Raw genomic sequence first — 23,013 nt, forward strand, 5'->3', positions numbered from 1 at the left:
GATGCTGGTGCTGATCGGAAGCGGCGGACATGGGAAGGTGGTGCTGGAGGCCCTGCTGGCGAGCGGCGTCGCCGCGGCATCTGTCCGGGTCCGCGACGGCAGTCCGGACAGATGGGGCTCGGACCTGCTCGGCGTGAAGATCGAGGGGCCGGAACTCGACGCCGGGGTCGCGGACGCGGAGGTGCATGTGGCGATCGGCTCCGCCGAGGCGCGGCGCCGCCTCTACGGCGAAGCGGAGCCGCTTGGGGCGCGGGCACGCACGATCGTACATCCTTCGGCAAGGGTTTCGGCCTTCGCAACGATCGAGGCAGGCGTGTTCGCCGCTGCCGGCGCGGTTGTCGGTCCGGCGGCGCGAGTCGGGCGGGGGGCCATACTCAACCACAATTCGGTGGTCGATCACGATTGCGAGATCGGCGCCTGGTGCCACATCGCGCCTGGCACGATATTGGGCGGCGGCGTCCGCTTGGGCGAGGGCGTCTTGATCGGCGCGGGGGCCGCTGTCCTCCCGGGAGTGAGCATCGGGAAGGATGCGGTGATCGGGGCTGGCGCGGTCGTGACGAGAGCGGTAGGAGCCGGCGAGACCTGGGTGGGGGTCCCGGCGGCCAAGACGATCGGATCGGGGAAGAATTGACGGACCTAAAGGCAATCAGCGTCACGCGCGATACGCCGCTGCGCGACGCCCTCACCGCGCTTGACAGGTCGGGCGTCGGCATCCTGCTCGTGCTGGACGCGGATGGGCGTTTCGAGCGCACCGCGACGGACGGCGATCTCCGGCGGCTGCTGCTGAAGGGCAAGCAGATGGAGGATACGCTCGCCGACCTGCCGCGTATCACCTCGCTCGTGCTGCCGGAGCGCGCCTCGCGGAAGGACGCGCTCGCCCTTATGGACGAAAGGCAGGTCGATCACCTGCCGGTGCTCGACGCGGAGGGCCGGGTACAGCGCCTGATCGACCGGCGCGACATCGACAAGCAGATCCTGCTCTCGACTCCCCATATGGGGACGAGCGAGATGGAGTTCGTCGAGGAGGCGTTCCGGACCAACTGGATCGCGCCGCTCGGCCCAAATGTCGACGCCTTTGAGAAGGAGGTGGCTGCGCTCACGGGCGTTTCCCATGCGGCGGCCTTGTCGTCGGGAACCGCCGCGATCCACCTGGCCCTCCGCCTGCTCGGCGTGGGCGCGGGAGACCGCGTCTTCTGTTCGAGCTTCACCTTTGCCGCCAGCGCCAATCCGATCGTCTATCAGAATGCGGAGCCGGTCTTCATCGACTGCGAGCCCGACAGCTGGAACATGTCTCCGCGCGCCCTCGAACGGGCGTTCGAGCAGGCGCGGTCCGAAGGGTGGAAGCCGGCGGCCGTAATCGTCGTCAACCTCTACGGCCAGAGCGCGGACATGGACCCGCTGATGGAGATTTGCGGCCGCTACGACGTGCCGATCGTCGAAGATGCCGCGGAATCGATGGGCGCGACCTACAAGGGGCGCCCGAGCGGCAGCTTTGGCAAGCTTTCCGCCCTTTCGTTCAACGGCAACAAGATCATCACCACCTCGGGCGGTGGCATGCTCCTCTCCGAAGACGAGGAGCTGATCCGCAAGGCCCGCTTCCTCTCGACCCAGGCGCGCGAGCCGGTGCTCCATTACGAGCATAAGGAGATCGGCTACAATTACCGGATGAGTAACCTGCTCGCTGGCGTCGGCCGCGGCCAGCTCCAGGTGCTGGAGAAGCGCATTCTCGCCCGCAGGCAGGTGTTCGATTCCTATCGCGAGGGTCTGGCCGACATTCCGGGCATCGAGTGGATGCCGGAGCCCGAATGGAGCTATTCGACCCACTGGCTCAGCACCTGCACCATCGATGCGGAGGCGGCGGGAATCGATGCCCGCGAGCTGCTCCGGCGGCTTGCAGGCGAGCTGATCGAGACGCGGCCGCTATGGAAGCCCATGCACCGGCAGCCGGTGTTCGAAGGCTGCCGCTATTTCGAGCATGGCAATGAATCGGTGGCCGACCGGCTGTTCGAAACCGGCCTCTGCCTTCCCTCCGGCTCCAACATGAGCAAGGAGGAAGTGGCGCGGATCATCGACACCATCCGCGACGTGGTGCGGCGCGCGGGATCGTGAAACGCGCGTTCGACGTGGTGCTGGCCCTGCTGCTCGGGCTTGTCCTCGCCTTGCCGATGATCGTGACCGCAGTGGCGGTGAAGCTGACTTCGAAGGGCCCCGTCCTCTATTGGTCGGACCGGGTAGGGAGAGACAGCGTCCTCTTCTCGATGCCGAAGTTCCGGTCGATGCGGGTCGATACGCCGGCCATCCCGACGCATCTCATGACGGACGGCCGTGCTTATCTGACGTCGATCGGAGGCCTCCTCCGCCGGTTGAGCCTCGACGAATTCCCGCAGCTCTGGAGCATCCTCAAGGGGGACATGAGCTTCGTCGGGCCCCGGCCGGCTCTGTTCAATCAGGATGACCTGATGGCGCTCCGGCGGGAGAAGGGCGTTGATCGCTTGACGCCTGGCCTCACCGGCTGGGCGCAGGTCAACGGCCGTGATGAATTGTCGATCCCGGACAAGGTGGCGCTGGAGGCGGACTATCTCGCCCGCCGTTCCTTCCTGTTCGACCTTTATATATTGTGGCTGACCGGTCTGAAGGTGCTCCGCGCCAGCGGCATTTCACACTGAGTCAGGCGGCGAGTTCGCCGCTGCTGCTTCCCATCCCGGTTTTCCGCTCCGCTTCCAGCTGCAGGATGTGGGCGCCGAGCCCTTGGCCGAGTTCCGCCGCGCGGGGGTTTGGACGGGCCCGGTCGAACTTCTGGAACGAGAGGATGTCCGCCTCGAAGCTGCCGCGCAGCAGCTTGGCGACGATCCGCCGGTGCCGCGCCGCCAGCATGTCGAGCGTCGGCTCCGGCATATTGAGCACACGGCGGGGAAGCTCCGCAGTGTCGGCGCGGCTGCGCAGCAGGATGAAATCCTCGTCGGTCGTCGTGTAGTAATTGGGCGTCGCAACTGACTTCAGCCCGAGGATCGCGCTCTGCAACCCTGGCGTGCCGGTCGTCGTCAGGCAGGCGCCGACCATCCCGAGCAGGTCGTTGCTGCGGACCTCGTATGGGACGATGGAAAGGTTCGGCAGCGCGCGCAGCCGGTCGATCAGCTCGATCTGGCGGAAGCCGAACTGGAGCGGATGGTCCTTCACCATCACATGGAAGCCCGCCTCGGCGAAGGCGGAGGCGGCTTCGACCAGAATGTCCTCATACTGGACAAGGCCTAGGTCCGGGACCCAATAGTCGATCGAGGCTTCGGGGAAGAGCTGCAGCGGAAACAGCACCCGCCGCTCCTTCGGGAACGCGTCCATCTTCTTGCGCCAGTAGCGGTCGATCCGGCTAACGATGCCGACGTCGCCGTAGCGCGGCTTGTGGCCGAGCACCGGCTGCGCATCGAGATAATGGAGGTTGAGCGGGTCCCGCCGGTACCAAGAATAGGCCTTGAAGAAGGCGGCGCGGGTCCGGAAATAGCTAATGATCCGCAGGAAGCGGAGCCGCGTGAAGGTGGGCGGGGGCGGGAAGATGGTCGGCTTGTAGAGCGGGTCCACCATTTCATGGACTTTCGCCTCGAGAAGCTCCGGGTCGGGATCGGAGCGAAGCGTGCAGAGGACGCCGCGCTGCGCCACCATGACCATGTCCGGAAGCGCGCTCGAGGTCAGTTCGTAATGCTGGACGCCTCGCGCCGCGGCCCGGCGGCAGAGAATGTCCGACACATAGCTGTCGATGGTGAAGCTGATGACGATGGTCGGCCGGATATCGTCCAGCGCTTTCTCCATCGCCTCGGCCATCGCCAGGGCCATGGCGACCGCCTTCCGCCGCGGCATCCAGCGCAGCACCCGGCACCGGGCGATCACGTCGCTGATCTCGGCGGGTCCCAGCAGCGGCGATGCCTCGACACCCTCGCGATAAAGACGGCGATACGCACGGTAGAAATCGTCCGTCACCCAGCGGTCGCCCTGCCCGCGCCGGTCGGTCAGCACAATTGCCGGAAAGCCGAGATGGTCGCCGACGAACCGCCACCAATCCTGGGTGCGGTGGATCGCGTAGATGAGTGCCTTGTCGCTCATGCACCGGCCTTCTGCGACAGCGGACCGGCCGCGTCGAGGCTTTTCAGCCATTCGGCCGTGCGGCGGACGCCCTCTTCGTTGGAGATGGCGGTGGGGCCGTGCACTGCCTCAATGTCACGGACATCGTGGAGATATTCGGTCAGCATGTTGGAGAGGCGATGGCTCGTGATCGGGGAGCGGATGCCGATGAATCCGGCCGCATCGCCGGCAAGTGCCGCCAGCCGGGCCAGCGGCAGCGGCACAGTTGGGATGCAGCGGCCGAAGGCGGCGGCGAACCGATCGTGCCAGTGCCGCAGCTCCACCGGCTCGCTGTCGGCGAGGTAGAAGGTGCGGCCATGGACCCTCGCGGCCGGCGCTTCGCCGAGTGTGGTAAGCTGCGCCGCGAGGTTTTCGATATAGGAATAGGATTTGCGCAGCGGCCTGCGCCCGATGTGAAAATAGCGGCCCCGCCGGATCATCCTCAGGATGTTGGCATAATGGTGGCTCATGCCCGGGCCCCAGATGGTGGTGGAACGGAAGATCACCCATTCCTTGCCGCCACCATCCCGTTCCCGGACGAGCCGCTCCCCTTCCGCCTTGCTCGCTCCGTAGGCGCAGCCTGGGTCGCAGTGGGTGAAGGACGTGGGCTTTGGCCCGGGCCGGTTCACGAGCTGCGAGGAGGCCCAAACGACGCGTCGCACTGAGGGCGCGGCCGCGACCGCGTCGAGGAGGTTGGCGACACCTTCGACATTTGCAGCATAGCTGGAGGCAGGCCCCTTGAGGTCCGTCTGGCCGGCCAGATTGTAGACGATCTCCGGCTCGAGGCTTTGCAAGGCTGTCGAAAGAGAGGAGGGGTCGAGTAGGTCGCCCTGGAGTGAGCCGGCGCGCACCGCCCGGCTCAGGCCCCGCACGTCATGGCCGCGCTCTTGCAGCGCCGCGACGAGCGCCTTGCCGACGAAGCCGGAGCTGCCGGTGACCAGGATTTTCATGCCGCGACTGCCGCCGGCGCGCTCTCGCGGAGCAGGCGCGCGACTCCCTGCCTGTTCAGAAGATAATAGAGGCTGGAGGTTGCGAGCATAGCCGCGGCTGCGCCGAACATGCCGAAGGCGAGCGTCAGGCCGACCAGCAGGACCGATCCCAGCCCGAGCGCCGCGACCTGCCGCCGGAACACCCAGGTCTCGCGCATCCGCGAGTTGAGGATGAGCGCGCAATAATCGGCCATGATGCGAATGAGCGCGCCGGCGACGAGCAGCCCCGCAAGGTCGAAGCGAATCGAGAAGCGGCTCGTCCACATGCCGCCGGTCGCGCGGTCCAGCAGCCAGAGAAGGGCGAAGCCCGCCGCGACGGCGAGCAGCACCTTTACCTGCTCCACGCGGACGATCCGCTGGGCATCGGCGACGTCATGGGTGCGCGCGCGTCCGAAGATCAGCGGTACGTTCCTGTTGTAGGAGGCGATGTTGAAGAACTGATAGGCGAACGAGACCAGCAGCACGTGGCGGAAATAGATGCCGACCTCCTCGAGCGGGAGCAGGCTGCCGACCGCGAGCCGGTCGACCTGGAGGCTGAGGATCGCGAGCAGGCCGAGGCCGAAATGGCTGAGCGAGGCGCGGTGCTGCGCGAAAATGCCGGTCGCGGTCGGCAGGGGGGCGTCCGGTAGACGGCGGTCGAGGCACGCGAGCCAGAGCGGCAGGATGAGCAGCGAGGAGACGGCCGAGACCGCCGCCCATGCGCCGAGGATATAGTCGAGCGTCGCATTCTGAGGTGCGAGGAGGACCGGGTAGGCGATCAGCGGCAGCAGCAGGAGGTTGCGCGCCGCGATCCAGCCGACCAGCGGGCGGTAGCGGTGCTCGACCACCGCCAGATTGTAGATCTGGTTGGAAAGATGCTCCGAAACGAGGATGAGGACGCAGAGGAGCAGAGGCCAGGGCTCGATTTCGGCCCAGAGGCCCGTCAGCAGCAGGAACAAGGGGAGCATGACGAGGTAGTTGAAGCCCCACAGCCGGGAGGCGTGGAGCACCGCGCGGTCAAAGACCTGCGGCTCGGCCCCAACCAACCGCCGCTGGAGATCGATATACCGCTCCCAGCCGATGCCGAAGGCGAACAGCCCGACGAGCGTGACGATGATCCCGAACCGCCCCGCCCCTTCGACCGGCAGCGCAAACGTCGCCGCAACCGTGAACCCCGCACGTGCGAGAACTTCGATAAGTTTGGCAATGATGAGGAACATCGAAAGCGGTTTACCAGGCGGTCCAGCCGCCATCGGCCGCGAGCACCTGGCCTGTGACGTAGCTCGACGCCTGACTGGCGAGGAACAGCATCGGCCCCACCATTTCGTCTGCTTCGGCCATGCGGCCCATCGGGACCCGTGCCGAATAGCGCTCGGAGAAGGTGGAATTCTGCCCGCTCGACACGCCGCCCGGGACAAGACAGTTCACGCGAATGCCCTTGTCCGCCCAGTATGTCGCAAGCCAGCGGGTGAGGCCGACCACCGCCGCCTTCGACGCGGAATAGACGGCGGGGGTGTTGATCGGTCCGCCTAGATAATCCGAACCTTCGTAGATGCGTGCATCGGGGCCGACCAAGCCGTAAATGGAGGCGGTCTGCACGATCCGGCCGCCGCCCGACTTCAGCACCTCGCGACCGACGGCCTGCGCCATCAGGAACATGCCGTCGATATTCACCGACATGACCTCGCGCCACGTCTCCAGCCGATATTCCTCAAACGGCGTGAAGAAATCGCAGACATCCGCCGTCTTCGTCGCCGCATTGTTGAGAAGGACGTCGATCCGGCCAAACCGCTCCATCACGGCGGCGACACAGGAGTGCACGGATGCCGGATCGGCGATGTCGCAGGAGAAGCCGGCGGCAGCGGGGCCGATCTGCGCGGCGGCATCCTCGGCGCCAGTCAGATCCACGACCGCCACATTCGCGCCGGCCGCCGCAAGGCCGGCGCAGAATTTCCGCCCCAGGATACCGGCACCGCCGGTCACCAGCGCCACCTCGCCGTCGAGGCGGAAGCCGTCCTGCGGCGCCGCCATCAATTGTGGGTCCGGAACACCGGCTTCACGGCCGGTCCGGCGAGATGACGCTCGACCCCGTCCTCGAGCGCACGGGCATAGACGGCGAGGGTCCCATCGAGCGCATCGGCGGTGATCGACAGCTCCTCCTCGCCATGCGCCTGCGAGAAGGCGATCCACGGCATCATTACGCCGCGCTTCAGCATCTCCTGCAAGAAGAGGGTCCGCATCTCCATGCTGGGTTGCCCGTCCGCCCCCCTGGTGACGTAATTGAGCGCGACTGACGGCCCCTGCACCACGAAGCGGTCGGCAAGCCCGTGCCGCGCCGCGAGCTGTCGGATTAGTTCTCGTAGCCTCGCGCCGTAGGACCACAGGTGCCCGGGCACATTCTCCTCCCGGTTGATCCGTGTCGCCTCGAGGAAGGCGCCGAGCGGTGGCATCTCGCCGCCATGGGTGGTGGACAGGAGGAAGGTCCGCTCCATGCCAGGCTTGTCGATCGAGCCGACTTCCATGACCTCACGGCGCCCGGCTACCGCCGCAAGCGAGAAGCCGTTCGCCATCGCCTTGCCGAAGGTGGAAAGGTCGGGCTCCACACCGAAATAGGTCTGCGCGCCCTGAAGGTGCCAGCGGAAGCCGGTGATCATCTCGTCGAGGATCAAGAGGGCGCCCTCGGCGCGCGTGAGGTCCCGCACCTCGTGCAGAAAGGTGCGCTCGCCGGCCTGCCGCCGGGTCCAGGGCGTCTCGTCGAGCTCTTGGGCCGGGCACGGCGTAATATGCGTTGCCGGCTCCATCATCACGGCCGCAATCTCGCCCGGATGCTCCTCGAATAGGCGCTTCAGCGAGGCGAGGTCGTTATAATCGAACACCAGCGTCGAAGCCGCCTGCTCCATCGCAACGCCACGCTTGACCGGAGTCGTGCCGATGAACCAGTCGTCGAAGCTGAAGAAGGGGTGCTGGCGCGGAATGCATACATAGCGCCGGCCGGTGTAGGCGCGGGCGATCTTCACCGCAGCAGTCGTGACGTTCGACCCGTTCTTGCCGAACTTCACCATCTCGGCAGAGGGAATGGTGCTGCAGAGGAACTCGGCCGCCTCCAATTCGATCGCCGAGGCACGGGTGAGGTTCACGCCCTTCTCGATCTCGGCAATCGCCGCCGCGTTCACGCGCGGGTCGGCATAGCCGATCGTGATCGCGCGGAGTGCCATGCCGTAATCGAGATAACGGCTGCCGTGGGTGTCGAACACATAGGCGCCCTTGCCGCGCTCCAGCAGCGGCGGCGCGATGCTCGGGAACTGGTCGTCCCCCCTGGAATAGGTATGGGCGCCGCCCGGAATGACGCGGTGCAGGCGCTCGCGAAGCACGGCGAAATCCGCTTCCGTATTGCTGGCGGAGGTTTCATTTTCAGGCGGTAGAGGCTTTGCGGCGTTCATCCTGCCGCGGATAGCGGCTTTCGGCTTGAGTGACCATAGCCGGGGCGGTCATAGCTCATCAGGCTGCGAGCGTCCATTTATTGGGCGATGCGCCGGCGTCCCTGGGAAGGTCGATCGTGTCGAGCCTCGGCAGCGTCAGCGGGCTGTCGGCCGCCAAATCCGCGATAGCGGCCCTGGTCGTGACGGCGGCGCGAAAGCCGTTCTGCGCCAATATCCGCTCGGACGGTGGATCATGGTCCCCATAAGGATAGCAGAAGGTGAGCCTGTCCGCGGCCATGCCGATATCGAGCAACAGTGCCTTCGACCGCTCCACCTCAACTGTCTTGCGGTCGTTGGGAAGACGCGACAGCCAGTAATGGCGGTCGCCATGCCCACCGAAATGCATTCCGGCTTCGATCATTTCCCCGGCCTCTGCCTCCGTCATGTAGAGCTCGTTTGCGAAATCGGTTTCGTCGGCCGAGACATAAGCGGTGAACAAGCGATGGACGATCTCCTGCCGCACATCTTCGGCCAGTGCATATTGCAGCAGATGTTTGATGTAGACGACCTCGGCGCTGTCGAGATGGTCAGCCACCTTATACTGCGCCTTCAGACGCCCGAGCCCGGCCTCGTCGGCGCCCCCCATCTCGCGCAGCGCTTCGTCGAGGCTGGCTTCGATCCTGCCTGGGTCCGACGCATTGGCGAGGATGAAGTGGATCTTGTTGACGTCGAGGAGCCGCCGGTCACGGATCGTCGCGCGCGGCGGATAGAAGGCGCCGCTCAATCCTTCCTTGACGAGGATCGGAAAGACGTGCCGATAATGATCGCTATAGCTGTCGTCGAACGTGAGCAAGCAGGCGCGGGGCGGCAGGGATTCATCTCCTGCGATCGAGGCGAGCAGATCCTCCATGCCGATCATCACGTAATGGCGTTTGAGGTATGCGAGCTGTTCGCGGAAGAGCTCGACCTCCAGCCCCTTGATGCGCGGCCAGCGGCTGTCCGCGATGGGGCGGACATAATGGTACATGACGATCGTCACCCGGGAGCCGGGAAGGCTGTCGGTCGTCACCTTTGCTCCAGTCCTCGCGCTTCGTAATAGGCGCCAGTCGGCCGATCGAGATCGAGATCCGCCTTCACGACATGCATACGGCCAAGGTCAGCAAGCGCCGCTTGGCGCCCCCTCGCCCAGTAGATGAGCGAGGTCGTCTGCGGGTCGCGTAATTCGGGCGGGTGGAAGAGGCTGAGGAAGGCGAACATCGGCTCGTCCACAGAGGAGAACCAGCCCGAGGCGATGAAATGGCCCACCAGTTCCGATGAGGTGCAGGTGAAATCGATCGCCGCGAGGCCTTGCTCCTGCGCATAGCCATCGAGGAAGGAGAGAACGTGCGGCATGTCCTCGGGCCGGGCAAGCAGTTCCGCCACATGGGCGAAGGACATGCCGGGAATCTCGTCGCGTCGGAGGATCACATAGGCGGAGTTGCCGACCGCATAAGTTTCGTATGCGAAGACCGGATGCCGGTCGAAGCGCCATTCGAAATAGTCCCGGTCGCGGACATAGGCGTTCTTGCCTTGGAGCGCAGCATGCGGATCGGCAATGTCGGCTGCTGCGATTCGGCGCGCGGAGCTGGTATCGGGCCCGATCGCGTTCATGCGATGCATGGCGAGCTTCCGGCCCAGCGGATCGATACGGCTATAAGGCTCAACCGCCTTCAAATCGAAGATGCGGAAGACGCGCGGGATGTACCGCCAATAGTTGAAGCCCTTGCGGAGATAGACGTTGAGGGCCTCGTCGCTGATCCCGCTGCCGAGCAGCACCTCGTACCGTTCCTGAAGGAAGTCCAGCATGCGGGGGCCGATGCCCTTGCCCTTGGCGGCAGGTGCCACGATCCACGTCGTGAGCTCCGCCGCCGGAGCCTCTCGCCCCTCGAGCGAGAAGCGGTGCTCATGGAGGCCCATGGCGCCGATCAGCTCGGATCCTGCGACGGAGACGCAGACGGAGCAGCGCCCCTGCTGCTCGGGCGCATCCACGAACTGCCACTTTGCGAAGGACGGGAGGCCGAGGGCGATCTTCCGCGGCCAATGCCGGTCGTAGAAGGCCGCGATGTCCTCTATCGGGATGCCGATCTCGTCGGCCGAGCCGGTTCGGATGCTCTTCAAGACGCCTTCCCTCCTCTGCGCTCGTCAGGTCCGCCAGAGCGGGTAGATGCTTTCCTGCCGCTTCACCACCGCCGTCTTCGGGTTGCCGATATAAAGGCTGTAGTCGGGCAAGTCGCGGTCGATCACCAGCGATTCCGCGGCGATCTGGCAGTGATTCCCGATCCGGCTGTTGCCGAGCACGGCGCTGCCGGGGCGGAGCGTCACATGCTCGCCGAAGGTCGGATAGATGTCGCGATTGCTGCCGACGCCGCAGCGTTGATAGCTGACGAAATAGTCGCTGTAGTTGCCGCGCCCGAGCACCGTGCCCAGCGGGTGGACGAGAAGGAAGATGTCCGGAAGCGCGACTTCGTAGAAGATATCGCAGCCGTGCAGCGCCTTGTTCAGAAGGAAGAGCTTGCTGCAGATCGCTGCTGGCGCACCCTGCCGGAAGAGCTCGTTCGACAGGAAATAGAGCCACATCGCATATTGGTCGCCATGGAGGTGGCTGAACACAGCGCTGGTACCGTCGAAGAAATATTTATTGTCGACCTTGGAGAAGCAATGTTCGAGCCGCTCCAGGGCACGAGGGACGGCCGCCATGATCGTGTCCGGTGCCGCTTCCTCCTCATCCGGAAAGAGGCCGGCGAGCTGGCGGGCCGCATATCGCGCCATGGCGTCCGGCGCGAGTGAAGACCTGATGCGCGTGCTCAGCTTCGGCTCCCCTGCTGACTGCGGACGTGGACACCGTTAGTGGCGAGATAGCTTCGGACCTTGATTGGGCTGTGGTCGGTGAAGATGAACATCGAGGAGATGGTGATCGCGGACGCCCCTGCCTCCAGCGCCTGCATGCAATGGGCCAAGCTGCCGGCGCCGCTAGAGGCGATGAGCGGGATGTCGAGCTTCCCGGAAAGCTCGTGGATGATGTCGAGGTCATAGCCTGACATAGCTCCGTCGCGGTCGATCGAGGTCAACAGGATCTCGCCCGCATGGGCATCCTGCATGCGGAGCGCGAACTCCACCGGATCCAACCCGGTCGCTTCGTTCCCGCAGTGGCTGTAGACTTCACGACGACCGCCGCCGAGCTCACGATAGTCGATCGAAACGACAATGCATTGGTCGCCGAAGCGCGAAGCGGCCTTGATAACGAAGGGAGGGTCGGAGACGGCGGCGCTGTTGATCGAGACCTTGTCGGCGCCGCTTTTCAGCAACTGCTCGATCTCCGCGAGCGTCCGGATGCCGCCGCCGACGGTAAAAGGCATAAATACCTCTTCCGAGACCCGCTCAATGATCGAGCCTGTGATCACGCGTCCTTCCGGTGTTGCGTCGATGTCAACGAAGATCATCTCATCGACGCCGTAGCTGTCATAGACCTTTGCGGTGGAGACGGGATTGCCCGCCTCGCGCACATTGTCGAAGAAGCGCACGGCTTTGACCAGCCGACCGCCACGCACGAGGAATTTGGGAATGATCCGCTTCTTCAGCACGCGAAGTCGTGCGCCATCCAGTTCTGAAGCATCTGGAGCCCGTTATCCTGACTCTTCTCCGGATGGAACTGAGCTGCCACCAAGTTGTCGCGCCGGACCACGGCGGTGATCTGGCCGCCATGGTCGGAGGTGGCGACGACATCCGCCGGATCGCGGCAGACCATGTGGAAGCTGTGGACGAAATAGAAGTCGGTCTGCTTCGCCGGGATGTCCTCGAAGAGCCAGTCATCCGAATCGAAGCTGAGCCCGTTCCAGCCGACATGCGGCACCTTGGCCGGCGCCTCGACCTCTAGCGGCACGACCTCTGCGTCAAGCCAACTGAGGCCTTCGTGATTGCCATGCTCGCGGCTGGACTTTGCAAAGAGCTGCATACCGAGGCACACGCCGAGCACAGGCTTTTTTTCCTCCATGGCGAGCCGGGTTAGCGGCTCCTGAAGTCCGGTGGCGCGGATTGCCGCCATCGCGTCCCCGAACGCGCCCACGCCTGGCAGGACGAGCCGGTCGGCGTCTTCAAGTTCGCCTACATCGCAGGTGACGATGGCGTCCTCGCCGATGAATTGAAAAGCGTTCATCAGCGAGCGGACATTGCCCATCCCATAATCAACGATAGCAATGGTCATGTTTATAGCTCTTAACGGCAGCTTCGAAGGAAATGAAGCCGTCCCGCTGCCGAGGGAACTGGCATTCGGTGATTGAATCCGTCACGCCGCCCGGGGGTAGATGATCCTTTGAGCCCATAAGACACGACTTCGTGCCTTGATCGAGAGTGGCGCCACAAAATCTAGCCTTTATAAGAGAGGGCGCTTGGGCGGGGTTTGGATGGAGAATGAGTGCCATGGCTACGATCATTGGAACAGATGCCCCCGAGACCTTGGTTGGTACGGAGGGCAATGACGAGATTGCGGGTCGCGGCGGAGCCGACGGCATTAACGCGCTTGGCGGCAACGACAATATCTACTGGACCTATGGCGATGGTCTCGACGGTGTCGACGGCGGCGCCGGAATCGACGTCCAGTGGGCGTTCATTACCTCCGGCCAAGGCGGCCCTCGCCGTTTTTCGCTCGGAACGAATGTGCTCGATCCGACGCGGGTTGATCTCCGCGAGGGTTCCGGATCAATCGGCGACCCGCAGATCGTCCGGTTGACGGTCGACAATGTTGAAGCCTTGACACTTGTCGTCAACATGGGAGCCGGCGGCGAATTCATCGTAACCGACCTTAGCGGTACCGACCTGACCGGCCGCATTACGGTAAACGGCCTCAACACTAGTGGCACGGCATTGAGTGGGCTCATCTTTCGAGCGGCCACACAGGCGCTCGTAAACCAGCTAGTCGGGTTCGGCACGAACCTCACCGACAGCTTCGAGGGTGCCCTCGGCAACGATATTTTTTACGGCTATGACGGCGACGACCTTCTTCAGGGCGGCAGCGGCGGCATCGACGAATTAGTCGGCGGGCGCGGGAACGACACCTATGTCGCAGACAATCAGGACGCGATCCTGGAGCTTCAGGGCGAGGGCCGCGACCGCGTCCTCATGACCTCCAGCTTCTACAATGTCGGCGCCAATATCGAAGAAGTCTTCTTCCACGGGTCCGGCGACTTCACTGCCATCGGCAACGGTGTTAACAACTTCATCGTCGGCGGCACCGGCAACGACTATCTGATCGGTCAGAGCGGCAACGACACGCTCTACGGCGGCGGCGGCAACAACACGCTGCAAGGCGGCACCGGCAACGACCTTTACCTCGTCGAAAGCCCAGGCGACACGTTGGTCGAATTCGTGAATGAAGGGTTCGACACGGTCCAAACCCCGCTCGCGACCTTCACTCTTGCGCCGAATGTGGAGAATCTGACCTATACGGGCTTCGGGAACTTCAAGGGCATCGGCAACGAAGACAATAACGTCATAACCGGCGGAGTGGGCAGCGACTATCTGATTGGTGGCCTCGGGTCCGATACACTTCAGGGAGGCGCTGGCGGCGACATTCTGGATGGCGGCGCAGGCTATGATGTTTTGATCGGAGGAGCCGGCGGTGATGAAATGACGGGCGGCGAGTTCGCCGATATGTTCGTGACCAGCGTATATGGTGACGGCGTGGACATGATACACGACTTTAGCCGCGCCGAAGGTGATGGGATCGACGTTCGGGCATTGACGGCGTCGCTCGGCACACAGGGCCAAGACCCGTTCGCCTCGGGACACCTCTCTTTCCAGCAGGGGGTTGTGGGCGGCAGGCAAGCAACCTTGGTCATGTTTGATCCGGACGGCAGCGCGGGCCCGCAGGGCAGCGTTCATTACCTCACGGTGATTGGTACCCAGCCGCTGAGCAGCAGCGACTTCATCTTTTAAGGCGACACGGAGCAGGCAACAAACAGGCCCGGCCCGTCAGAGCCGGACCTGTTTTCACGTCAGGCGATCATACGATGAAGTCGGAGGGCTGCAGCGGGGCGTCGCCGTACACCGTGGCCAGTACGAACTCGCCCTCCGGGGTCGAGGAATCGGGATCGACGAATATACGGGTTGCCTGCTGACCGTTGATCGTTACCTGCTCCATCCGGATATTGCCCGAGGCGAATGGATCGTCGGTGCCAAAGCTGTTCGCAAGGTTCGAAACATCGATCTTGTCGCCTTCCTCGCGATCAAAATCAAGGATGAGGTCGCCAAAGTCTCCGACCTGATCGTATTGGAAGCGATCCGCTCCCGTGCCGCCGATCAGCTCGTCTGGACCTGCCCCGCCGATCAGCGCGTCGTCGCCGGCCCCGCCGTTCAGAATGTCAGCGCCGTTGTTGCCAGACAGCCGGTCATTGCCGGAAAACCCATATAGCGTATCCCCTCCCGTTCCGCCGCCAAGCTCATTGTTGGCATTGTTGCCGTAGCCGCTGAAGGCCGCAGAACCCGAATAACGAAGATTTTCGAAATTCTCCTTCAGGATGTAGCTGTTGAGGCTGGTGAGGACAGTATCGTTGCCCTCGCCACCCATTTCTACGAGAGTGTCGCCGTTGCTCTCGACAACATAGGTATCATCGCCAGCACCGCCTACCAGTTCGTTATTGCCGCCGCGGCCATAAAGCGTGTCATTGCCATCAAGGCCGTAGAGCTGGTCGTTTCCGTTGCCGCCTTCGATGTAATTGTTAAGTTCGTTGCCGATGCCGACAAAATTGCCTGTGCCATTGAAGAACAGGTTTTCGACGTTAGCCTCATACAGGCGATACCAATTCTCCGCGGTGACGATGGCGTCGGTTCCGGCGCCTGCCTCCTCTATAACCGTGTCACCGGCATTGGCGAAGTAGGTGTCGTTGCCGGTGCCGCCCAGAAGCGTGTCGTTGCCCGAGCCGCCATTCAGGATGTCGTCGCCGCCGAAGGTGGAGATCTGGTCGACTCCGGATCCGCCATAGATACTGTCCCTGCCGTCTCCGGTGATGACGCGCAGGCTATTTGTAATGCCGCTGGCGAAAATAGCGGTGTCCCCCTCCGATAGCTGAATCACCTCTATGGTGCCGCTGACCGCGTTGCTGATCGAGCTGTCGATTCTGATGGTCGGGCTTAGCGTTATCGATTCGGAAAACCGGATTTGAACGTCCTCCACCGCATTCATGCTAGTGACGGTCATTAAGGGGTTTACTGTGCTCGAATCCGGGTTGCCGTACTGGAGCAAGCCAGTGGCGCCTTGACCAGTGAGGAAGAAAGTCTGGTTCGCAACCCCGGTGTTGTTGATGAACGTGAAGGAAGCCCGGTCTCGACCGTCGCCGCCGTTGATAGTGTCGTTACCTTCATTCGAGAACCACCTGAATTCATCATTGCCGCCAAGGCCATTCAGGGTATCGTCGCCGCCAAGCCCTGCGAGTTCGTCATTCCCTTCGGTTCCGTTTAAGGTCTCCGATGCTGCGGTTCCTACTATGACTGCCACGCTGATTTCCTTCCATCTGCTAAAGCGCAGCCCCTACCCGCGCCCGTACCCAACAGATGCTGAAGTTCAGTGTTGCCCGTACGTATAACCGTTCATCGCATTTGTGCGACGGGCTATCGCGTTGTATTGAAAAATAAATTAGCGCTTGTCAGGCCCAAGCGGAACATCACTCAAGTCCGTCCTGTCCCATACTGCAAAGTCCGGTACCGGCTCACCCGACTGAACTTGTGAAGGATCGAAATTCCAGGGATGGACCTGGTGCGGCTTCAGGTAGGAATAATATTCCTCCTCGCTCATCTTCAGAATGTCGAGGAACCAGGCCATCGAGGCCGGGCGCTTGCCATCATATTGAAATTCGATCTCCGCCGCTTCCTCGCGCGTCTTGCGGCCGTTGCGGATGTCGATCGACAGCAAGTGGTTGGCGCGGCCGTAACCCCGCTTCACGAACTTCGAATAATCGCGCATCCCCTGGAAAGTGCACTCGATCTTCTCATAATCATATTCGGGCGGAACGCCCTCGACCTGCTGGCCCTTCCAGCCGAGTTCCCGCTTGATCAGTTCGACATTCGCCTTGGTGTCCCAGGGAATGTAGTTGCCGAGGCAGATCGAGCGGACCTTGAGGCGCATCAGGTCCTTGCGCTTGGGATAATCGAACATCCAGAGGTCGCGGCGCTCGACGCGACCTTCGAGGAACTCGTACATGTCGTCGGCGGTCATGCCCTGGTTCATGAGGCGGTTGAAGCGCTTCTCGTCGACTTCCTCCATCTCCTCGAACGTGTACCAGCTATGATATTCGGCAGTGCTCTCGCCCCAGAAGAGCAGGGGCACTTCGAAGCGCACCGCCATGTGCATGACGCCCGCATAGATGCCGGTGTGGCAGTGCCAGCAGAAATCGCCGCGGCGCTTGAAGCTTTCGAGCATCAGTTCGCGCACGACATGGAAATTAGGGGTGAACTCGACCACATCCACGCCGAGCTGCTTGAACACCGACGTGTTGTTCTCTTCGACCAGCGGCCGGTAGCCCCAGTGGTTGAAGCGCACCACCAGCGGCTTCAGCTTCAGGACCCGGACAATGTAATAGAGCTGGAAGACGCTGTCCTTGCCGCCGGAATAGGGCACGATGCAGTCGTAGAGACCCTTGCCCTGATATTCGGCGATGATCGCGTCGAGCTGGCGCTGCCGGTCGGCCCAGTCGATCTGCTCCTGCTTGAACTCGACCTGGCGGCAGACGCTGCACACGCCCGCTTCGTCGTAGCTGATCGTGTCGACGGTCTCAGGGGTCAGGCACTTGGTACATTTACGCATGGGATTTCGCTTCTGGCTCAATGATTTGGATCGGGCTCGCCCCCGCGAATGGCCTCGAGGTTCCGCCATATCGCGTCGATGCAGATAAAGTCCACCAAATCATCCACTTCGAACGACTTGTAGCGCGGCATCGGGAAGCCGATCGTCCGCGCGTGGCAGAAGCCCTGCTCGCGCCGGACCCCCTCCACGGTCGAGATATAGATGCTGCCGTCGAGGCTGTAGACCGGCTCCAGGTCCTGTCGCCGCGGCAGGACGCCGAAGCTTTCGGACTGCAAGGGCGTGATGATGCCGTTCTCGTCCCGCTTCACCATGAAGACCGGGTGGATCGTTTCCAGCGCAGTGATTCCGACCAGCGAATCGGCCGAATCCCGCGCCGCGTCGAGCGCTCGGAGGGCGGCGTCGATATCGTCGGCGTCGGTGAGCGGCGAGGTGGGCTCTAGGATCACAACATAATGGTAGGAATCGCCCGCCTGCTCCAGCGTGTCGATGGCATGGAGGATGTAGCCGAGGCTGGGCGCGGTATCCGACGCGAGCTCGGCCGGCCGCAGGAAGGGCGCGTCGGCGCCGTGCCGCTTCGCGATCTCCGCGAACTCGCCGTCGTCTGTGGAAACGATCACCCGGTCGACGAGCGTCGAGGCGCATGCCGCCTCGACCGGCCAGGCGAGCAGCGGCTTGCCGCCGAGCGGGCGGATGTTCTTGAGCGGCAGCCCCTTCGATCCCCGCCGGGCAGGGACGATCGCGAGGGCTCGACGGCCGTCGATCATCGACCGCTCCTCTCAGCCCGGCACGTTCACGAACGGCGCCCGCAGCCGCTGCATCGTCCGGTCGGCGATCTTGCGCGCCCAGAAAAGCGGCTTGGGATAATGGAGGCCGTGCGAGCGGCGCGAGGCGAGGATCTCGTCATTCTGCCGCTTGAGGCTCGCCGCCGCACCGCCAGTCGCGCCGCCGGTCCGCATGCGAACCCAGATGCGCGGCAGGTGCACGGCCCGGATGCGGTGGACGTAGAAGGCGCGGAGGAGGAAGTCGTAATCGGCGGCAAGCTTGTAGCTTGTGTCGTAGCCGCCGACCCGCTCATAGGCCTTACGGGTCAGGAACACGGTCGGATGAGCGGGGATGAGGCCGCGCCGATAATCCTTTTCGGTAAAGTCCCGGGCCCTCCAGTGGCGCTTCACCTTCGACGTATCGTCCGGATCGACATAGACGAGATCGGCGTGGACGCCCTCGATCTCCGGATCGTCGAACACGGCCATCGCCTCGGCGATCACATCGGGCGAGCAGTAGAAGTCGTCGGTGTTGATGAAGCCGATGACGTCGCCCGTCGCTTGCGCGAGGCCCTTGTTATACGCGTCGTAGAAGCCCTTGTCCGGCTCCGACACCGCATAGCTCACCCGCTTCGCCTCGGCTCTCAAGATATCCATTGAGCCATCCGTGGAGGCTCCGTCGATCACGATATGATCGATCCTGGGATAAGTCTGGATGTTCACGGACCGGATCGTGTCGCGGATCGTGTGCGCGCGATTGTAGGAGGCCGTGATCAGGGACAGGGTCTTCATCGGGCGCCTTCCCGTACCGCTTCGAGCGGCGCCGCCGCCTGGTCCTTGGGGGAGAGGATCACCTCGTCAACGCCGAGCACCTTCTTGATATGATCGGTAATCGAGAAGGCCTTTTCGGACGCTTCGTCATAGCCGCCGTCGCAGAAATATTCGAAGATCGCGTCCTCAATCGCATAGAGGCCGTGGGCGAGATTGGCATCGACACGGATCCAGCCGTCCTCGGGACGGACGATGCTGTAGTGGATCGGCTTCGCCGGATCGTCCATCGGAACGGCGAAGTCGGCGATCGCGCCGCTGACGATGCGGAAGATCTTCACCTGCGGGGCCGTCTCGTCCTGCCAGTGCAGGCCGCGGAAGCAGCCCTTGCGCGTGAAGGAGCGCTTCAGGACGGCGGTCGGGCTCTCGTACAGGATCTCCAGATAGCCGCGGTCGTCCTCGCGCCGTAACGCGGTTCCTTCGATCCGCGGAAAGAATTTCGCTTCGTCGGACATGCGTCCCGCTTGCTCCTGATCGTCTTGGCAGGGCGTGAAATTTGGGGGGCGAGCCACGTCGCATCGTCCCTTTTCCCCGGCCGGAGCGCCCTATTGAGCGGGCGTCGAAAAGTCCAGCCCCGCCCTCTCTTCAAGCGCTATCCGTTTGAAGGTTGAGGCGCCGGAACTTTGTGGCTAGAAGCCATGCCGCCCGAGAGGACCCTCTCTCGCGAGCGCTTCTGGCCTCTCATAAAGCTCCCAAGGGACTACAATGCCTCTTCCTACCCGCATTCTCGACCAGAATGTCTGCATCCTCGGCCTCGGCTATGTCGGTCTGACGCTCGGCGTTGCCATGGCCGATGCTGGCTTCAGGGTGCACGGCATCGAGCGGCGGCAGGACGTCGTCGACCTGCTTAAGGAGGGGAAGGCGCATTTCTGGGAGCCGCGGCTCGACGACAAGCTGAAGCGCGTAGTAGAGAAGGGCAGCTTCACCTTCTCGACCGACGTCGATCCCGGTTTCCCCGCCACCGTCTACATCCTTACCGTCGGCACGCCGCTTGGGAAGGACGGCAAGGCGTCGCTCGAGGCGGTGGAACGTGCCTCCCGGCAGGTCGCATCGGTGATGCCGGAGGATGCGCTCGTCATCCTTCGCTCGACCGTGAAGCTCGGCACCGCCCGCAATGTGGTGGCGCCGGTGCTTGCAGAGCGAGGCCGCCGCTACGAGATCGCGGTTTGTCCGGAGCGGACGCTGGAGGGGAAGGCGCTCATCGAGCTCAACGAGCTTCCGCAGATCATCGGCTCCGACGATGCCGACACGCGCCAGCGCTGCGTTCAGCTGTTCGGAGCGCTCACGCCGACCACCATCGCGCTGTCGTCGCTCGAGGCGGCCGAGCTCACCAAGCTGGTCGACAACACCTATCGGGACGTGATGTTCGCTTTTGCCAACGAGATCGCGCAGCTCTGCGGTCATGCCGGCCTTTCGGCGCACGAGATCATAAGCGCGGGGCGGCTCGGCTATCCCCGCACCAACGTCGCACTTCCGGGGCCAGTCGGCGGTCCCTGCCTCGAAAAGGACCCGCACATCCTCGTCGAGTCCGCCCGCTCCTATGGCGTCACGATGGGCATCACCGCCGCCGCTCGCCAGATGAACGAGGTCCAGCCCGCCGAGACGGTGCGGCTGATGAAGGAAGCGTTCGAAGCGGCCGGCGGCGGGGCTTCGCCCAAGATCGCCTTGTGCGGGCTCGCCTTCAAGGGCGTGCCGCCGACGGACGATCTGCGCGGCACCATGGCCACCCCGATCCTCGAGGCGCTGAGGGCGGCGTTCCCGGACGGCAGCTTCGTCGGCTACGATCCGGTCGTGCCGGAGCCCGCCGCGCGGGGATTCTTCGGCATCGACACCGCGCCGACACTACAGGACGCCTGCGAAGGCGCCTCGATCGCTGTCATCGCCAACAACCATCCCACCTTCCAGCGCATGGAGCTTCCGGCGCTGGCGGCGATCATGGCGACGCCGGGGATCGTCTACGATTATTGGAACATGCACAATCGCGAGACGGAGGGCCTTCCGACAGGCGTCCGCTACCTCTCGCTCGGCAGCGAACGGAAAGAGGCTTAAGTGACCACACGCTCCATCCTCGTCACCGGCGGCACCGGCTTCATCGGATCTGCCGTCGTCCGGCGCCTCGTCAACGACGGGCACCGCATCCGCGTCGTCGACAACGACCTTCGCGGCAGCGCGGCCCGTCTCGCCGACCTCGAAGGGCGGTTCGAGCTCGCCGCGTGTGATGTCCGCGACGTCGAGGCGATGACCAGCGCCGCCGAAGGCATGGAGATGCTGCTCCACCTCGCAGCGCTCAACGGCACAGAGAATTTCTACAACCGGCCTGACCTCGTCCTCGATGTCGGTGTGCGGGGCATGTATGCCGCGCTCGACGCGGCCCGCGCGGCGGGGGTCAAGGAATTCGTTCTCGCTTCCTCCTCCGAAGCCTATCAGACCGCGCCAGTCATTCCGACCCCGGAAGACGTGCCGCTGATGATCCCCGATCCGTGGAACCCGCGCTTCTCCTATGGCGGGTCGAAGCTCATCTCCGAGATCATGCTCGCAAATTATCACCGCGACTTCTTCGAGCGGGCGATCTCCTTCCGGCCGCACAATGTCTACGGTCCGGACATGGGCTGGGAGCATGTGATTCCACAGTTCGCGCTTCGCATCCATGACGAGGGGCAGGCGCAGCCCGACGGCGTGCTGCCGATCAAAATCCAGGGTGACGGCTCGCAGACCCGTGCCTTCATCCACATCGACGACTTCCTCGACGGCCTGATGCTCGTCATGTTCAAGGGCGAGCATCGCAACACTTACCATATTGGCACGATGGCGGAGGTCACGATGGGCGATCTCGTCCGGCTGGTCGGCGCGAGCCTCGGACGGGAGATCGACGTGGTCGGGGCCCCGCTCCTCGAAGGCTCCACCGAGCGGCGCTGCCCGGACATCGGCAAGCTTTCGAACCTCGGCTTCGCGCCGCAGACGAGCCTCAGGGACGGCGTTGCCGAAACGGCGCGCTGGTATGCCGACAATGCGGACCGCCGGCCCAGCGCCTGACCGGAGTTCGGGCTTCCTCTAAAGGAGGACGAGATGGGCAATGAGATCGAAGTGGGGCTGATCGGCTTCGGCCTCGGCGGCGAGGTGTTCCACGCACCGCTGATCCGGTCGGTTCCCCGCCTTTCGCTGAGGCGCGTGGCGACCTCCAAGACCGAAGCGGCGGCGAAGGCCGGGCTCGAGGCGACGCGTGCGGAGACGCTGATCGCCGATCCTTCAATCGACCTGATCGTGATCGCCTCGCCCAATGCAACGCATTATCCGCTTACCGAGGCCGCCCTCCGCGCCGGCAAGCATGTGGTGGTCGACAAGCCCTTCGCGACGAGCGCCGCCCAAGCGGAGCGGCTGACCGAGCTAGCGCGGGAGCGGGAGCTCGGCCTGACGGTCTTCCACAACCGGCGATGGGACGGCGACTTCCTCACCGTCCGGAAGCTGATCGAGGACCGGCAGCTCGGCGACGTCATGCTCTACGAGGCCTGTTGGGACCGTTTCCGTCCCGGCGTGAACGCCCACTGGAAGGAAGCGCCCGAACCGGGGGCCGGGCTTCTCAACGACCTCGGCCCGCACCTCATCGATCAGGCGCTCGTCCTGTTCGGCTGGCCCGAAGCCGTCACCGCCGACATGGGGCCCCAGCGCGAGGGCGCCGCGGTCGACGATTATTTCGACCTGCTCCTCCATTATGGGAAGACACGCGTTCGTCTTGGCGCATCACAGCTCGTGGCAATGTCGCGGCCCCGGTTCCAGATCCATGGCACGGGCGGCAGCTTCGTGAAGCATGGGCTCGATCCGCAGCAGGGGCAGCTTAAGTCGGGAGTGCCCAGAGACGCCGAACGATACGGGGCGGAGCTCGAGGACCAGTTCGGCATCCTCACCCCGTCATCGGGAGGCGCGTCGAGAGTTCCGACCGAGAAAGGTCGCTACCACCTCTTCTACGAAGGGGTTGCCGACATGGTGGGGGGCGGCGCGGCTCCGGTCGATCCGGCCGATGCCGAACGGGGCCTGGCGCTGATGGAAGCTGCGCGGGTCAGTTCGGCCGAGCGGCGGACCGTCCCGCTTTCCTGAAG

The 23,013-nt window shown here is 63.8% G+C and carries 22 protein-coding genes; 7 read left to right on the forward strand and 15 right to left on the reverse strand.

Features of this window, described 5'->3' with window-relative positions:
- The first annotated feature begins 1 nt into the window (after position 1).
- From VGD10_RS01040 to VGD10_RS01050, 3 genes are read left to right on the forward strand one after another with little or no spacing between them, the layout of a single operon-like run.
- Positions 2-631, forward strand: a complete 630-nt coding sequence (locus tag VGD10_RS01040) for a NeuD/PglB/VioB family sugar acetyltransferase (RefSeq protein WP_331038932.1) — start codon at positions 2-4, stop codon at positions 629-631.
- Complete coding sequence (locus tag VGD10_RS01045) at positions 628-2,109, forward strand: aminotransferase class I/II-fold pyridoxal phosphate-dependent enzyme (RefSeq protein WP_331038933.1); 1,482 nt, start codon at positions 628-630, stop codon at positions 2,107-2,109. The genes VGD10_RS01040 and VGD10_RS01045 overlap by 4 nt, the downstream gene beginning before the upstream one ends.
- Positions 2,106-2,666 (forward strand): sugar transferase, encoded by a 561-nt coding sequence (locus tag VGD10_RS01050; protein WP_331038934.1) that lies wholly within the window; start codon positions 2,106-2,108, stop codon positions 2,664-2,666. Before VGD10_RS01045 ends, VGD10_RS01050 begins: the two co-directional genes overlap by 4 nt.
- A 1-nt stretch (position 2,667) precedes the next feature.
- Here VGD10_RS01050 and VGD10_RS01055 read toward each other — a convergent pair whose 3' ends face one another.
- Genes VGD10_RS01055 through hisH form a run of 10 tightly spaced genes read right to left on the reverse strand, consistent with a single transcriptional unit; the run spans position 2,668 to position 12,737 of the window.
- Positions 2,668-4,092, reverse strand: coding sequence for a hypothetical protein (locus tag VGD10_RS01055; RefSeq protein WP_331038935.1), 1,425 nt, complete (start codon positions 4,090-4,092; stop codon positions 2,668-2,670).
- Complete coding sequence (locus tag VGD10_RS01060) at positions 4,089-5,060, reverse strand: NAD(P)-dependent oxidoreductase (protein ID WP_331038936.1); 972 nt, start codon at positions 5,058-5,060, stop codon at positions 4,089-4,091. The genes VGD10_RS01055 and VGD10_RS01060 overlap by 4 nt, the downstream gene beginning before the upstream one ends.
- The gene (locus VGD10_RS01065) at positions 5,057-6,298 is read right to left on the reverse strand and encodes a hypothetical protein (protein WP_331038937.1); all 1,242 of its coding nucleotides are present in this window, start codon (positions 6,296-6,298) and stop codon (positions 5,057-5,059) included. The genes VGD10_RS01060 and VGD10_RS01065 overlap by 4 nt, the downstream gene beginning before the upstream one ends.
- 10 nt (positions 6,299-6,308) lie before the next feature.
- Entirely contained in the window at positions 6,309-7,109 is an 801-nt protein-coding gene (locus tag VGD10_RS01070) for an SDR family oxidoreductase (RefSeq protein WP_331038938.1), read from the reverse strand.
- The gene (locus VGD10_RS01075; protein WP_331038939.1) at positions 7,109-8,518 is read right to left on the reverse strand and encodes a glutamate-1-semialdehyde 2,1-aminomutase; all 1,410 of its coding nucleotides are present in this window, start codon (positions 8,516-8,518) and stop codon (positions 7,109-7,111) included. The genes VGD10_RS01070 and VGD10_RS01075 overlap by 1 nt, the downstream gene beginning before the upstream one ends.
- Positions 8,519-8,576: 58 nt before the next feature.
- Positions 8,577-9,566, reverse strand: a complete 990-nt coding sequence (locus tag VGD10_RS01080) for a polysaccharide deacetylase family protein (protein WP_331038940.1) — start codon at positions 9,564-9,566, stop codon at positions 8,577-8,579.
- A complete protein-coding gene (locus tag VGD10_RS01085; protein ID WP_331038941.1) occupies positions 9,563-10,654 on the reverse strand; it encodes a GNAT family N-acetyltransferase in 1,092 nt (363 codons plus the stop codon). The genes VGD10_RS01080 and VGD10_RS01085 overlap by 4 nt, the downstream gene beginning before the upstream one ends.
- A gap of 24 nt (positions 10,655-10,678) precedes the next feature.
- The gene (locus VGD10_RS01090; RefSeq protein WP_331038942.1) at positions 10,679-11,305 is read right to left on the reverse strand and encodes a hypothetical protein; all 627 of its coding nucleotides are present in this window, start codon (positions 11,303-11,305) and stop codon (positions 10,679-10,681) included.
- Between the two features lie 35 nt (positions 11,306-11,340).
- On the reverse strand, positions 11,341-12,117 hold the full coding sequence (locus tag VGD10_RS01095) for an imidazole glycerol phosphate synthase cyclase subunit (protein ID WP_331038943.1): 777 nt from the start codon (positions 12,115-12,117) through the stop codon (positions 11,341-11,343).
- Entirely contained in the window at positions 12,111-12,737 is a 627-nt protein-coding gene (gene hisH, locus VGD10_RS01100) for an imidazole glycerol phosphate synthase subunit HisH (protein ID WP_331038944.1), read from the reverse strand. The genes VGD10_RS01095 and hisH overlap by 7 nt, the downstream gene beginning before the upstream one ends.
- A 215-nt stretch (positions 12,738-12,952) precedes the next feature.
- Between hisH and VGD10_RS01105 the strand changes: the two genes are divergently transcribed.
- Complete coding sequence (locus VGD10_RS01105; RefSeq protein ID WP_331038945.1) at positions 12,953-14,467, forward strand: calcium-binding protein; 1,515 nt, start codon at positions 12,953-12,955, stop codon at positions 14,465-14,467.
- Positions 14,468-14,534: 67 nt separating this feature from the next.
- On the opposite strand, the gene VGD10_RS01110 is transcribed toward VGD10_RS01105, so the two are convergent.
- From VGD10_RS01110 to VGD10_RS01130, 5 genes are all read right to left on the reverse strand, one after another.
- Positions 14,535-16,025 (reverse strand): calcium-binding protein, encoded by a 1,491-nt coding sequence (locus tag VGD10_RS01110; protein WP_331038946.1) that lies wholly within the window; start codon positions 16,023-16,025, stop codon positions 14,535-14,537.
- 138 nt (positions 16,026-16,163) lie between these two features.
- Positions 16,164-17,330, reverse strand: coding sequence for an N-acetyl sugar amidotransferase (locus tag VGD10_RS01115; RefSeq protein ID WP_331038947.1), 1,167 nt, complete (start codon positions 17,328-17,330; stop codon positions 16,164-16,166).
- Between the two features lie 17 nt (positions 17,331-17,347).
- On the reverse strand, positions 17,348-18,094 hold the full coding sequence (locus tag VGD10_RS01120; protein ID WP_331038948.1) for an acylneuraminate cytidylyltransferase family protein: 747 nt from the start codon (positions 18,092-18,094) through the stop codon (positions 17,348-17,350).
- A gap of 12 nt (positions 18,095-18,106) precedes the next feature.
- The gene (locus tag VGD10_RS01125) at positions 18,107-18,883 is read right to left on the reverse strand and encodes a glycosyltransferase family 2 protein (RefSeq protein ID WP_331038949.1); all 777 of its coding nucleotides are present in this window, start codon (positions 18,881-18,883) and stop codon (positions 18,107-18,109) included.
- Positions 18,880-19,374 carry a dTDP-4-dehydrorhamnose 3,5-epimerase family protein gene (locus tag VGD10_RS01130; RefSeq protein WP_331038950.1) on the reverse strand — a complete coding sequence of 165 codons (495 nt, stop codon included), beginning with the start codon at positions 19,372-19,374 and terminating at the stop codon, positions 18,880-18,882. The genes VGD10_RS01125 and VGD10_RS01130 overlap by 4 nt, the downstream gene beginning before the upstream one ends.
- A 250-nt stretch (positions 19,375-19,624) precedes the next feature.
- Between VGD10_RS01130 and VGD10_RS01135 the strand changes: the two genes are divergently transcribed.
- The 3 genes from VGD10_RS01135 to VGD10_RS01145 are packed head-to-tail and all read left to right on the forward strand — an operon-like array spanning position 19,625 to position 23,011.
- On the forward strand, positions 19,625-20,968 hold the full coding sequence (locus VGD10_RS01135; protein WP_331038951.1) for a nucleotide sugar dehydrogenase: 1,344 nt from the start codon (positions 19,625-19,627) through the stop codon (positions 20,966-20,968).
- Positions 20,969-21,952: an NAD-dependent epimerase/dehydratase family protein gene (locus VGD10_RS01140; RefSeq protein ID WP_331038952.1), complete on the forward strand. Its 984-nt coding sequence runs from the start codon at positions 20,969-20,971 to the stop codon at positions 21,950-21,952. It abuts the gene before it with no gap.
- Positions 21,953-21,985: 33 nt separating this feature from the next.
- Complete coding sequence (locus VGD10_RS01145; protein WP_331038953.1) at positions 21,986-23,011, forward strand: Gfo/Idh/MocA family oxidoreductase; 1,026 nt, start codon at positions 21,986-21,988, stop codon at positions 23,009-23,011.
- Positions 23,012-23,013: the final 2 nt, after the last annotated feature.

This window comes from Allosphingosinicella sp. (assembly GCF_036402135.1).
In the GTDB taxonomy this organism is placed as follows: domain Bacteria; phylum Pseudomonadota; class Alphaproteobacteria; order Sphingomonadales; family Sphingomonadaceae; genus Allosphingosinicella.